The organism is Vibrio nitrifigilis, assembly GCF_015686695.1.
In the GTDB taxonomy this organism is placed as follows: Bacteria; Pseudomonadota; Gammaproteobacteria; order Enterobacterales; family Vibrionaceae; genus Vibrio; species Vibrio nitrifigilis.
On sequence record NZ_JADPMR010000001.1, the window covers coordinates 407087 to 421195 of the forward strand.

Annotated in this window: 10 protein-coding genes; 4 read left to right on the forward strand and 6 right to left on the reverse strand. The window is 41.9% G+C overall.

Annotated elements, in window-relative coordinates:
* Positions 1-101 precede the first annotated feature (101 nt).
* Positions 102-2189: an elongation factor G gene (gene fusA, locus I1A42_RS01780; protein WP_161153048.1), complete on the forward strand. Its 2088-nt coding sequence runs from the start codon at positions 102-104 to the stop codon at positions 2187-2189.
* A gap of 438 nt (positions 2190-2627) precedes the next feature.
* Here the strand turns inward: fusA and I1A42_RS01785 are convergent, their stop codons facing one another.
* Entirely contained in the window at positions 2628-4307 is a 1680-nt protein-coding gene (locus I1A42_RS01785) for an AMP-binding protein (protein WP_161153047.1), read from the reverse strand.
* Positions 4308-4379: 72 nt separating this feature from the next.
* On the reverse strand, positions 4380-5531 hold the full coding sequence (locus tag I1A42_RS01790; RefSeq protein ID WP_161153046.1) for an HD domain-containing phosphohydrolase: 1152 nt from the start codon (positions 5529-5531) through the stop codon (positions 4380-4382).
* Positions 5532-5979: 448 nt separating this feature from the next.
* On the opposite strand from I1A42_RS01790, the gene galM reads away from it, so the two are divergent.
* Positions 5980-7032 carry a galactose-1-epimerase gene (galM, locus tag I1A42_RS01795; protein WP_161153045.1) on the forward strand — a complete coding sequence of 351 codons (1053 nt, stop codon included), beginning with the start codon at positions 5980-5982 and terminating at the stop codon, positions 7030-7032.
* A gap of 64 nt (positions 7033-7096) precedes the next feature.
* Here galM and I1A42_RS01800 read toward each other — a convergent pair whose 3' ends face one another.
* Genes I1A42_RS01800 through I1A42_RS01810 form a run of 3 tightly spaced genes read right to left on the reverse strand, consistent with a single transcriptional unit; the run spans position 7097 to position 10159 of the window.
* Entirely contained in the window at positions 7097-7657 is a 561-nt protein-coding gene (locus tag I1A42_RS01800; RefSeq protein WP_161153044.1) for a gamma-glutamylcyclotransferase family protein, read from the reverse strand.
* A 55-nt stretch (positions 7658-7712) separates the two neighbouring features.
* Positions 7713-8651, reverse strand: a complete 939-nt coding sequence (locus I1A42_RS01805) for a zinc transporter ZntB (RefSeq protein ID WP_161153043.1) — start codon at positions 8649-8651, stop codon at positions 7713-7715.
* A 56-nt stretch (positions 8652-8707) separates the two neighbouring features.
* The gene (locus tag I1A42_RS01810) at positions 8708-10159 is read right to left on the reverse strand and encodes a RimK family protein (RefSeq protein WP_161153042.1); all 1452 of its coding nucleotides are present in this window, start codon (positions 10157-10159) and stop codon (positions 8708-8710) included.
* 70 nt (positions 10160-10229) lie between these two features.
* Between I1A42_RS01810 and I1A42_RS01815 the strand changes: the two genes are divergently transcribed.
* Both I1A42_RS01815 and I1A42_RS01820 read left to right on the forward strand, forming a co-directional pair.
* On the forward strand, positions 10230-11318 hold the full coding sequence (locus I1A42_RS01815) for a GNAT family N-acetyltransferase/peptidase C39 family protein (protein WP_161153041.1): 1089 nt from the start codon (positions 10230-10232) through the stop codon (positions 11316-11318).
* Between the two features lie 225 nt (positions 11319-11543).
* Positions 11544-12722 carry a uroporphyrinogen decarboxylase/cobalamine-independent methonine synthase family protein gene (locus I1A42_RS01820; RefSeq protein ID WP_161153040.1) on the forward strand — a complete coding sequence of 393 codons (1179 nt, stop codon included), beginning with the start codon at positions 11544-11546 and terminating at the stop codon, positions 12720-12722.
* A 130-nt stretch (positions 12723-12852) separates the two neighbouring features.
* On the opposite strand, the gene I1A42_RS01825 is transcribed toward I1A42_RS01820, so the two are convergent.
* Complete coding sequence (locus tag I1A42_RS01825) at positions 12853-13860, reverse strand: adenosine deaminase (protein ID WP_161153039.1); 1008 nt, start codon at positions 13858-13860, stop codon at positions 12853-12855.
* Positions 13861-14109: the final 249 nt, after the last annotated feature.

Below are 14109 nucleotides of genomic sequence, written 5' to 3' on the forward strand. Positions count from 1 at the left end.
AGCAGTAAATTTTTTATTTGAATATGCACGCAGGACTATCAGTCTAGATAGATTATGGTATACTCTGCGCGCACTTTATACCTTATTAACAGAGTAAGACAATGACTACTGATTTATCGAAATACAGAAACATTGGTATTTTCGCGCACGTTGATGCGGGTAAAACTACCACTACTGAGCGTATCCTAAAGCTAACTGGTATGATCCACAAAACTGGTGAAGTTCATGACGGTGAATCAACTACCGACTTCATGGAACAGGAAGCTGAACGTGGTATTACTATCCAATCTGCGGCAGTATCATGTTTCTGGAAAGGTCACCGTTTAAACGTTATCGACACCCCAGGACACGTTGACTTCACAGTAGAAGTTTACCGTTCTCTAAAAGTTCTAGACGGTGGTATCGGTGTATTCTGTGGTTCAGGTGGTGTAGAACCTCAATCTGAAACTAACTGGCGCTACGCTAACGAATCAGAAGTATCACGTATCATCTTCGTGAACAAACTGGACCGTATGGGTGCAGACTTCTACCGCGTTGTTGACCAAGTTAAAAACGTTCTTGCTGCAACTCCACTAGTAATGACTCTACCTATCGGTATCGAAGAAGATTTCGTGGGTGTTGTTGACGTTCTTAGCCGCCAAGCGTTCGTATGGGATGACACTGGTCTTCCTGAAAACTACGAAATCAAAGAAGTTCCAGCTGACATGGTAGATGACGTTGAGCAATACCGTGAAGAGCTAATCGAAACTGCAGTTGAGCAAGACGACGAACTAATGATGGCTTACATGGATGGCGAAGAGCCTTCAATCGAAGACATCAAACGTTGTATCCGTAAAGGTACTCGTGACCTAGCGTTCTTCCCAACTTACTGTGGTTCTGCGTTCAAAAACAAAGGTGTTCAACTAGTACTTGACGCTGTTGTCGATTACCTACCAGCTCCAACTGAAGTTGAGCCACAGCCGCTAATGGATGAAGAAGGCAACGAAACTGGCGAACACGCTATCGTTTCTGCTGACGAAACATTCAAAGCGCTAGCATTCAAAATCATGGATGACCGTTTCGGCGCACTAACTTTCGTTCGTATTTACTCTGGTAAATTGAACAAAGGCGACACCGTCCTTAACGCGTTTACTGGTAAAACTGAACGTGTTGGTCGTATGGTTGAAATGCAAGCTGACGATCGTAAAGAACTGACTACTGCTCAAGCGGGCGACATCATCGCTATCGTTGGTATGAAGAACGTTCAAACTGGTCACACTCTATGTGATCCTAAAGATAAAGTTACTTTGGAGCCAATGGTATTCCCAACTCCAGTAATCTCAATCGCAGTGAAACCTAAAGACAAAGGTTCAACTGAGAAAATGGGTATCGCGATCGGTAAAATGGTTGCAGAAGATCCATCATTCCAAGTTGAGACTGATGAAGATTCAGGTGAAACTATCCTGAAAGGTATGGGTGAACTTCACCTAGACATCAAAGTGGACATCCTTAAACGTACTTACGGCGTTGAACTAGAAGTGGGTGCTCCACAAGTTGCTTACCGTGAAACTATCACTCAACCTGTTGAAGATAGCTACACGCATAAGAAACAGTCTGGTGGTTCAGGTCAGTTCGCGAAAATTGACTACCGTATCAAACCAGGTGAGCAAAACTCTGGCTTCTCGTTCTCTTCAACAGTTGTTGGTGGTAACGTACCGAAAGAATTCTGGCCAGCAGTTGAGAAAGGCTTCGGCAGCATGATGCTTGAAGGCCCTCTAGCAGGCTTCCCTGTACTAGACGTTGAAGTTGAACTGTTCGACGGTGGTTTCCACGCAGTTGACTCTTCAGCAATCGCTTACGAAATCGCAGCGAAAGGTGCATTCCGTCAGTCTATGCCTAAAGCAGGTCCTCAGCTTCTAGAGCCAATCATGCACGTTGACGTATTCTCTCCTGAAGATAACGTTGGTGATGTAATCGGTGACTTGAACCGTCGTCGTGGTATGATCAAAAACCAAGAAGCTGGCGCGACTGGTGTTCGTATTAAAGCAGACGTTCCACTATCTGAAATGTTCGGCTACATCGGTCACCTACGTACTATCACTTCTGGCCGTGGTCAATTCTCTATGGAATTCGATCACTACGCAGCTTGTCCAGCAAACGTTGCTGAAAAAGTTATCGCAGAAGTTAAAGAGCGTAACGCTAACAAATAATAGTTCTTTGAACTGTATTTGATAAAAAGCCCCTTGATAGGGGCTTTTTTTATGCTTGTTGATGAAGCTCTGAATCCTGCATATAGAAGTCATTTGGGTATATATCTAGTTTTTATCTGTATATGAAAATTTGTCATCAAATAAAACTTGATATGTGTCACATTTATATCTATATATTGTACTGTGATTGGTGATTAAAACAGCAGTGAGAGAGATTAAATGAATAATTATGAACATGTAGCGAGTCATAGTGAAGTCAGTGTAATAACCCATTCACCTTCTTTACGTGATACCGTGAAAAATGCTTTTGGTATACTAACGCTCTGGGCAGTGGCGAGTGCAGCCATTGCCGTGATTAGTTCTAATTGGATTTCGTTGTAAAACAGTTAGCGCAGACAAGCGTTGAATATTGTGAAAGACGTCTATATGGCGTCTTTTTTATTCCCAGTGAATCAGTTGGTTGTCTGGCCAATGTTCTTCAAGGCCGTGGTATTTTTTTTCTAGTTCAAAGCGTTTGATTTTTAGTGTGGGAGTCAAAATACCATTTTCAATACTCCATGGTTCCTTAACCATCAATACGCGCTTGATTTTCGCATGAGGCTCCAAGTCTTGATTAATATGATCAATAATTCTCTGTGTTGCTTTCTCATACCGCTGTTTATCAAAGTGAGGAAATTGATGTGGAACGACAAGAAGTAATGGGCTCGTCATCCCAGAACCTATCAAGCAAAGCATCTCCACTCGACTATGTTCATAAAGACGTTTTTCAATCGGAACTGGTGCAACAAACTTACCTTTTGCTGTTTTAAAGCTATCTTTTTTCCTGCCTAATAATGTGAGATATCCGGATTCATCTATTTCACCAATGTCTCCGGTTTTAAGCCAGCCATAGTCAGTAAACATAGCTCGAGTCTCTTCTTGACTATGGTAATAGCCAGCGAATAAACCAGAACTTTTGACTAATACTTCTCCATCTTCTGCGATTTTAAGTTCAATCCCCGGCCCGGCTCTTCCAACTGTTCCTATTTTATTTTCGCAAAACGGATAATTTAGAGTGCTATAACCAAAGGTTTCAGTCATTCCCCAGGCTTCGGTAATTTCCAACCCAAGCCGGTTATACCATTGTAATAGAGATGGTGAGACTGGCGCTGACCCACAGCCAAGCACTCGGGCATTTTCTAACCCTAATCCATGGATGACTTTGCGCTGAATTACTCTTTTTATGAAAGGAATTGAGAGCAGTGTTTTCAATAGCTTATCAGAGAGTTTGTCTTGAATTCGTTGTTGAAATAGTTGCCAAAGTCGAGGCACGGAAATAAATAAGGTTGGGCGCTGCATTTTGACATCATCAATGAAGGTGTCTAATGATTCAGGAAAGGCAGTTGGGATACCGACCATGATAGAAGAGCCCAAAATATATACTCGTTCGGTAATGTGCGCCAAAGGGAGGTAGGAAAATAGGGTATCTTGTGAATGAATACCGATATGGTCAACGATCTGTTTGACTGACCATGAGTAGGCCCCATAGGTTAATATTGCGCCTTTCGGAATACCAGACGTGCCAGAGGTATAAACTAAAGACATGACTTTGTCATCATGATGGATTGGGCGTTCTTTACTGGGTGGATAATGACTAATGAGGTAATCGAAATGATATTGGCAAGGTGGTGCTGAATCATAGGGGAGAGCGATCGTCGTCAAATCACTCATATCTTGAAAAACTTGTTGAACTGCGGATGAGTCATCCAGTTTGCCAGCAATAACGAAGCGGCAATCACTATGGGTAAGACAGTACTCGATAGTTTGTGAATTGGCGGTTGGAAAGAGAGGAACGCTGATAAAGTCACCTAACATGAAGGCGATATCGCAGATAAACCATTCAGCACAATTCTTTGAAATAATGGATATTTTATCTCCGGGTTGCGCACCTAAATCTCGCAGTGCCGTGACTAATCTTAGCGCTTGCTCGGCCACTTGGATATATGTGTATTCTTTAAATTTTCGCCGCTTTATTTGTCTCAAGTAAACATCATTTGGCCGGACTCTCGCCCAATTAAGAAGCAACTCATTGGGGGGCGGCAGAGTACAGCGTGGTGATTTGTCATCCTGTGTCCGCATTTCATACTCCTACATAACGGAAAGAGTCAGTCGGGCTAATTTGGGATAGATTTCAGCTAAGTGTAGTTCATCCTAATTAATTAATGATATACAAGGATCTTTCCCAGGGTTATGGCGAATAATATCATCTAGCTCGTCTTGGTGTTCCCGTAGGGCGTTGACACAATGCCAGTCTAGTTTTCCTTGGTTGACCATCTTTTCTAGCTCTAGCAGAGCGTAAATCGTTGAGCAGCCTTGTTTATGTGGATGATGGCTGGTTAGTGCATCAAAAATATTAGCGACAGCAATAATGCGTGCTGAAGGAGGAATGTCATTACCATGCAGATGATAAGGGTAGCCACTACCATCTAAATATTCGTGATGATAGGCAACGATTTCTCTGAGTAGGTTTACACAATGGTGGTTGGGGTGATTAAGCTGCTCGATAATTTGCTCCACAAACTGTACGCCGTGTTCGATATGTTCATCGATAAGTCTGCGCTGTGCTGGTGTCAGTTCTTCTGTTGATGAGAGCACGTTATAAGGGATAGATAGCTTACCAATATCGTGATAACGAGAAAATTGGGTAATGTTTTCAATATCTTCATCACTGAGTTCGAAAGCATTAGCGACATCTCTTGCGATGATTTGTGTCATTCTCCAGATCCGTTCACGGTGTGCAGCTCCCGCGGACCAATGACGAGGTGATGATAGGTGATGATTTCGAGTCGAATCCAACAAAGCATGTACGAGCTCATATTCGGAAATAATAGAGATCAGTAGGATGTCGATATATTCATTTAGAGCACTGACGATCACTTCCGTGAAAAAATCTTCAAGATGCGAATCGATAAACAGTATACCGATGAAATGGTGTTGGCTATATACAGGTACTGCTAACGAAGAGTGATAGCCGCGTCCAAGCAGCCATTTGGTGTGATGAGAATGAGAAGAAAACCGCTGTTCGATATTATTAACGACACGTCTTTCACCTGTTTTCGCACAAGATTGTAATGTGGGAAGATTTTTTAAGTATGCAGAGTGCTGACTTAATTCTGTTCCATTTGCAGCGCTGTCAGCATAAGTTTTCAGGATATCTGTATCGCGGTCGTATAACGCGAAAGAGAGTCGGTCAACATTAGGAATATGAGCACGGATTTGATAATGAATATCAGCAAGCTGATGATTCAATGTGGCTGAGAAGCTAGTATTACTCAGCGCGTCATTATTGCTCATCCTTTCCATAATGCCCCCATTGTGCTCTCCTGATTAAACACCTCTGTTTAGTGTAGTCTGTTGTCCCGTTGGTGGTTATTTGAACTATTTCAGTTTTGCTCAAAGGGAAACAAAAAACTGTGACCATTTGTAACGCTTTCAAGATGATTGCGCTTTTTTAAGTATTTGGGCATGACTTCAAACATTGGCAAATTTACGACTAAAGTCTGACGTAATGTTATTGAAGTCTTATTTTACTGTTTTGGAAACGTTTACACTTTGAAGGATTGATCACAGACCCTAAATCACTCACGTTGTTAGACTTCGGGCCACAACTAATTTAAGCACCAACAAGCGATAAAACTTATATATACCAATCACTTCAAAAGACATTGTCTGGGTTTTGACGCGGTGAATGTCAAACCTGCGAAGGATAGGGATAAATTAGTCACGTTATGTTGGGAAGGAGACATGAATAATGAGTCAAACATTACTGACATCGATGGCAGAACAGCCGGCTTATGACGGTCAACCAGCCCAATTAATTGCGCTTACTAATGCAAATGGTATGCAGCTTGTGTTTATGGATATTGGTGCCACATGGTTAAGTTGTGAAGTACCGGTAAAAGGCGAAATACGTCAGGTTTTACTCGGCGTCGGTGACATGGAAGGCTTTAAGAAACAAACCAGTTTCTTAGGTGCGACTGTCGGTCGTTATGCAAACCGTATTACTAATTCTCAATTTGAACTTAACGGTAAAAGCTATCACCTGACAGCGAATCAAGCTCAGCATTGTCTGCATGGTGGCGTTCAAGGGTGGAGTCATTTGCGTTGGGCTATTAAAGATCAGCAGGCGCAAAAAGTTGTATTTTCTATGTCATCTCCAGATGGAGACCAAGGTTTTCCAGGTAATGTTGAAGCAACAGTGACTTTCACGTTAACCGATGATAATCAGGTTTTGATTGATTACACCGCGACGACCGATGCCACCACACCTATTAATTTAACCAATCACGCGTATTTTAATTTGATGGGGGCAGATTCGGGCACGGATGTTTTGCAGGATACGTTAACGATTAAAGCGGATAGTTACTTACCCACTGATAACTTAGGCATTCCTTTGCAACAAGGTTTAGTGCCGGTTGAGGGAACGGCTTTTGACTTTAGACACGGTGAAAAAATAGGGGCTTGCTTACTCAAGGAAGAACAACAGAAATTAGTCAATGGCTATGACCATAGCTATTACTTAGGCAGTCCATCATTAGATACACCGGTTGCTACTGTGTTGTCTGCTGACAAAGCAATAACCATGAATGTATTCACGAATAAACCTGCTATTCAGCTTTATACCGGTAACTGGCTAGAAGGCACTCCAAGTAGAACTGGGGGGCATTATCAAAACTACCAAGGTGTTGCTTTAGAAACGCAATATTTGCCAGATTCTCCCAACCGTTCTGATTGGCCTCATGACGAATGCTGGTTAGAGCCGGGACAAACGTATCAATTCTCTACCATTTATCAATTTAAATAACGGGTAAACGGGTCGATGGATAAAAACCTCAGTTCACTAAACTGAGGTTTTTTATCTTGATGGGTTAAGAAAGCGCGAATACTGGGGTCAGTAACTTATCGATCGATACTTGGTGATGTGGTTTAACACCTGCCACTCTTTGATACTTCGGTGCTTGTCGATCATTTTCATAAGGACAATGCCACCCAACGGTGTGCTCAATAAAGTGGCGAGCAAACTGCTCTGATATATCCAAACACCCAGCAATAACCGTGTCGACATAACTTTGTACAATAGGGCTATTTGAGCAAGGTTGTTGATAATTATCAGTCACATAAACCCAGATAGGTTGAGCAGTATCGAATGAACATTCGGTTTCTATTTGATTAGCATTGATTTGTATACGTTGATAGCCAGCTTCACGACGGTCGAAATTAGGTAACTCATTATCATCAACTTGCAGCAAGACACCGCTGACTTCTCCCTCCCCTTGATTGACTATCAGTGGTGACATGATATAGCTATCGTCAATCTTTCCCCAATAACGTACTAGCCCCTTTGCAACAACAGGGATAGCGTCTCCGGTTTGACCGGTTAACTGACGTGAGGAGGCGTTAATTAAACTACCGTAGCCGAAAATATACATAAATACTCCTTAAAACGACCCTGATTGCATCCTGCAGACTGGGTAACAGCGGATTCTAAGATTGACTGAAAAATTTTAATCGACTCAGAATGAAAAATTCAAGACCAAAAATAACCACTAATCCAAGGCAAAACAAGGTAAACGCAATCGGGGATTCTGTGCCGGGAATACCTCCCACATTAACCCCTAGCAAGCCCGTTAAGAAACTGGTAGGTAAGAAGATCGCAGCGATAACCGAAAATAAATAGGTGTTTTGGTTCATTTTTTCTGCGTGATATTGGCGCAATTCACCTTTAATAATGTCCAGTTCACTCAAGAAAAAATCTAAATTTTCATTAATTCTTACGATGGTATTAACGCTGTGACGAAGGCGTAACTGCTTAGATTCAGACAGAGGAATGTTCGAATTGAAATAGTCGTCAATGGCATATTGCTGAGGTTTAATAAACCGTTTAATTTTTAGTAAGGCTTTATGCGTTTGCATTAACTCTTCGCTTAGCTCTAGCTCTTCATCAAATTTATCGATCTTATCTTCAATCGTATCTAGGTAGTTATCAATATTACGATTTAATCCATCGATGATATTCATGACCAAATCGGCCAAATTATTAGGGCCTTTTTGATTTTCCAATTTTTCACGAATGGTCGCGACGGTTTTAGAAGGGATCCGGCGAGTAGAAATAATGGCACCATTTACATAGAGTAAACGAATACTCAACATGTCTTCTGGATTGGCATTCTGATTGAGGTTGACACCACGTAAAATCAGTAAGAAATGGTTATCTTCATACTCTTCAAATAGAGGCCGAGTATCTTCGGCAAGTAAACTATCAATGATTGATGTCGGTACTTGATTCTTTTCTAGCCAAGGACGAACGGCATGTTCATCACGCATACAGTGATACCAATGATTCGGTTCAATACTCTCTGGGCTTAAAATATCACGCTGTGCATTGGTTTCGTTAAATTGCCAGTGATCAAGTAGAAAATCCATGCAATCTCCTTGAGATAAGTAGGCACAGCTTCAATCAAAGAAGCTGTACTTTGGGGTTACAATCCTCGCAGCTGAATACGGCGTAGGAACTCGGTCATGATGCGGTCATAAAGGAGATCGCCTAAGAAGCCGTCTTCTACAGTATGGTCGATACTTGGGTTGTCGTTAACCTCTATGACATAAACTTGACCATCTATCTCTTTTAGGTCAACACCATAGAGACCACCACCAATTAAGTTTGCTGCTTTTAATGCAGTATCAACTACCGCTTTGGGTACTTGCTTCATATCAAAGCTTTCAAAACCGCCCGAACTTACCCGGCCACTATTAAAGTGTTGGTATATTTGCCAGTGACCACGACTCATCATGTATTTACAGGCAAAAATTGGATGACGGTTTAAAATACCAATACGCCAGTCGTAGTCAGTTGGCATAAAGGCTTGCGCCAAAATCAACGCGCTTTTGCTAAATAGTTTGTCCGCTTCAGTTTCCAGTTCTTCAACGGTTTTTACTTTCACTACCCCACGTGAAAATGCGCCATCTGGAATTTTTAATACCAATGGGAAATCCAATACTTCCAACAAGTGCTCTTTCCAATCAGGATCAAAGCTCTGCAATATGACACTGTTAGGTGCAGGAACTTGGTTACGCTGGAGTAGCTCTGTGAGGAAGACTTTATTGGTACATTTCATAATGGATTCAGGATCATCCATCACAATTAATCCCATTTTTTCTGCTTTTTTCGCAAAACGGTAAGTGTAGTTACTGATGCTGGTTGTTGCACGAATAAATAGTGCATCAAACTCACCAAGACGTGAGCCATCATCGGGAGAAATAACTTCTAAATTCATGCCTAAACGATTGGCTGCACGGCGAAATCGTTTTAGTGCTGACTTATCAGAAGGTGGCATTTTTTCTTCTTCATCCACCAACATAGCAATATCGTAGCGATATTTTTTATCCTGTTTAGGGCGACGCCATACCTTACTTGAGAACATTTCCAGCGATTCAATGAAGAAGTCTTCTTCCTGACCTTGTAGATCCTGAAATGGAAATGGCGCTACTTTCTTGATTTGCCAATGTCCGTCAAGCGTACCGACTTCAAGTTCGATCACGGGCACCATGAATTGTTCAAATAACAATCTTGCGAGTTTTTCCAAACCTTTATGTTGGGTACGGCCAAAGTAAATTTTGCAGCGGATAGGATCTTCTTCACTACATAATTTATGAATTTTGATTAAATCAGATGAAAGTAAAAGCGGTTGGTTGATGTCATTAATTGCCATTACTCGTGGAATAACACGGTGACCCCGCGCTTCCGCCATTAAAGAGCAGTAGTAGCCGCTGCTCATATAACCGTAATCGCGACACAAGTTAACAACTTGAATACTTTTGTGATTGTGTTTCCAATCAGAGTTGAGATATTGATCGACACTAACAACTTGTTCAGAAGGGAAATATTGCTGCCAGTCACTGACTTTATCGGTCACGATTAAAAGGTTAGCCATAACTATAGGTTTCCTGTTGCATTGGATCTATGATTGATGCGCAATCTTGCTAACCACCTAAGGACATCGTATGGACTTTCGTCATGCGAAGAGTACTGACCTCACTGCGCTTAATGCATTAGAGCTGGCGCTGTTTGATGGAGATAGAATTTCTCCCCGCCAAATGAAGCGCTTTTTGCAATCCCCTCATGCCATTCTCTTTGTTGCGGATTCCGGCGAGCAATTAGCGGGTTATGCATTACTACTATTTCATCAAGGTACACAGCTTTCAAGGTTATATTCGATTGCCGTAACACCTGATTTCAGAGGCCGGGGGATTGCTCAAAAATTACTGGAGCAATGCGAGCGTGCTGCTCTTGATCAAGGCTCGACTACATTAAGACTAGAAGTGCGAGAAGACAATACTGCTGCGATAAATTTATATGAAAAATTAGGCTATCAGACATTCAAGCTACTGATTCATTACTACGACGATCTGTGTGATGGCCGTCGGTTACAAAAGCGCTTAACTCCAACAGAACCCAAAGTCATGCTCAATATGCCTTTGTATGTGCAAACGACCCCTTTTACTTGTGGTGCTGCATGTCTTTTAATGAGTTTTGGGTGCTTGAATCCAGAGTATGAACCTAGCCGAACTGAAGAGTTGCAACTGTGGCGTGAGGCGACAACGATCTTTATGGCTGCTGGACATGGAGGGTGTAGTGGTCATGGTTTAGCGTTAGCTGCATCTCGTCGTGGTTATCATGTCGAGCTTTGGAGTCAATCGAGAGGGATCCCGTTTATTGATAGTGTGCGGGATGAGAATAAAAAAGCAGTGATAGAAATCGTTCATCAAGACTTTTGCCATCAGTTAGAGCACTCAGATACCCATATGATTGATGCTCCACCAACCCAAGCGCAATTTGAACAGTGGATAAGGCAAGGTGCTTGCGTATTACTACTGATTAGTACTTATCGGTTTGATGGTAAAAAGGAACCGCATTGGATTATTTTAAGTGGCATGAGTGAGAAGTTTTTTTTCTTTCACGATCCTCACTCTGAAACAGAAAATGATGTGATGGCATCTGGCTACGTGCCTGTTGGTAAAGCTGCGCTCCAACAGATTATTGGTTTTGGAAAGCAGAAACAGATCGCTTGCGTCGTGATCCAAAATAAATAAAAAATAAGGACAGGCACGGTTTCATGCCAGTCCTTATTATAAAAATTCAGTCTGTATTTTATGTATAACTAATTAATATTAAATGATTTTTAATAATAATATTAAATTAGGTGCAATTGAATTTTCATATTATTCAATATGAAGTTTTTTCATTTGGCCATCTATACGTCTCTGAGTATTATGAAACGGAACTAAAGAATTCCTACAAATTCAGGGAGAAATACAATGCCTCAATCTCAGCTTAAAGCACCTTTCCATGCCGACGTTGTCGGTAGTTACCTACGCCCTCAATATCTCCATGATGCGCGTCGCCAATTTGAAAACGGTGATATTGATGCCGCTCAGCTAAAAGCGATTGAAGACAAGGCCATCACTGAATTAGTCGAAAAACAAAAATCACTAGGCTTGAAAGTGATTACCGATGGTGAATTCCGTCGCTCATACTGGCACTTAGATTTTATGTGGGGTCTAAACGGTGTTGAACACCATGAACTAAATAAAGGCTACCAATTCGTGAATATGGTAACCCGTGCAGACAGTGCTCGCCTAACTGGTAAATTATCCGGTGAAAATCACCCATTCATTGAGCACTTCAAGTTCTTGGCTGACTTAGCGGATGAAAACGTTCTTCCTCGTTTGACTGTTCCTGCGCCAGCACAATTTCTTGCGGAACTTCAACGTTCTGAAAATCAGGAAACAACCAAAGCAGTTTATGCTGATGAAAATGAACTTATCGAAGATATTGCTAAAGCATACCAAACGTTCTTTAAAGAGCTAGCAGCGGCAGGTTGTACTAACGTACAAATTGATGACTGTACTTGGGGCATGCTTGTTGACCCTAAATTCGCAGCAAAAGGCGCAGCAGATACACCATTATCAGAAGCAAGTGCATGCGGATGTGGCGCTTCTCATGAGCTATCCCATGAAACTCGCGTTGCTGATGCAGCAGAAGCTTATCTAACAGTAAACAACAAAGCTATCGAGAACGCACCGGAAGGTTTAACTGTAACGACTCACGTATGTCGTGGTAACTACCGTTCTCACTGGGCTGCAAGTGGCGGTTACGCTCCAGTTGCTAAAGTTTTATTTGGTCGTGAAAATGTTGATGCCTACTACCTAGAGTTTGATACTGACCGCGCAGGTGATTTTTCTCCACTTGCTGAAGTAACGGGTGATAAAAAAGTCGTTCTCGGATTGGTTTCTTCTAAAATTCCAGAGCTAGAAGATGCAGCGACGATTGTGGCTCGTATTAAAGAAGCCTCTCAATACGTTCCTTTAGAACGTCTTTACTTAAGTACTCAGTGTGGTTTTGCTTCTACTGAAGAAGGTAATGCTCTGACTGAAGAAGAACAGTGGGCGAAAATCAAACTGGTTCAAGAAGTAGCGAAACAAGTTTGGGAATAAGTTAAATATATCAAATAGATATAATTTTTCTTTTAAAAAGCAGTATCTCGTTGAGATACTGCTTTTTGTTGTAGCTTACTTAAATCATTCACGCATAGACAGAAAAAGAGAGCCGAGACTCTCTTAGGAATTAGCCATGAATGGTTAAGAATTTGTGCACCGTGTTCTTCATTTGCTGTTTTTCTTGATCAGCAATGAAGCTTGCTTCAATCGCATTAAGCGTAAATTGTGCTAGCTCTTCATGGCTCATTGGATGCGCATCTGCAACGGCATTGAAGTTGTCGGTCATGTAGCCACCAAAGTAGGCGGGGTCATCGGAGTTGATGGTGACGCACAATCCTTGACGCAGTAGTTCCACGATGTTGTGTTCTTCCATCTCTTCAAACACTTTTAACTTGAGATTTGACAGTGGGCAAACGGTGAGTGGCATGCGCGTTTCAGCCAATTCAGTGACTAATGCTTTATCTTCAACACAGCGAACCCCATGATCGACACGGTGGACACCGAGAATATCGATGGCATTACGAATATTCATTGCTGGGCCTTCTTCACCTGCGTGGGCAACGGCTAAAAATCCGGCCTCATGAGCTTGGCGGAAAACTTCAGTAAATTTTTCTGGTGGATGACCTTGTTCAGAAGAGTCGAGACCCACACCAATGATTTTGTCTTTGTATGGTAATGCTTGTTCAAGTGTTTTGATGGCGTCTTCTTCGCTGAGATGGCGTAAGAAACACATGATGATCTGGCTAGAGATCCCCAGTTCCTTTTTGCCTTGGTCTAGCGCTTTACTGATTCCTTCAATCACGGTTTCAAAAGCCACACCACGCGCAGTATGCGTTTGTGGATCAAAGAAGATTTCTGTATGAATAACATTGTCTTCTTTACAGCGCAGTAAATAAGCCCAAGTCAGATCGTAAAAGTCTTGCTCATGGAGAAGTACGTTTGCACCTTGATAATAGATATCTAGGAAGTCTTGTAAGTTAGTAAACTGATAGGCATCGCGCACTTCCTGTGGTGAAGTGAAGGGTATGTCTACCTGGTTACGCTGAGCCAGTTCAAACATCAATTCAGGCTCTAGTGAACCTTCGATATGTAGATGCAGTTCTACCTTAGGTAGTTGCTGAATAAAGCGGTGCATGCAATCCCCTTGTTTTTCATCAAAGCAGGTGTAGTGATTAAAGTGCTAAATAATATATACCCAAGTAACCTCAAGATGCTGTTTCAGCGAGAATGTATTCGCTCTTAGGCAAGGCACTGATTTGAAGACATAGTCATTCTACGTTGAAAATCAGTAACACAGCCTAGGAGCGAATAAAACTCGCCCTTTGGGAGCTCATCAACAAACCTATTTCTACGCCCAATCACGTTAAAAGGGAATGACCATTCC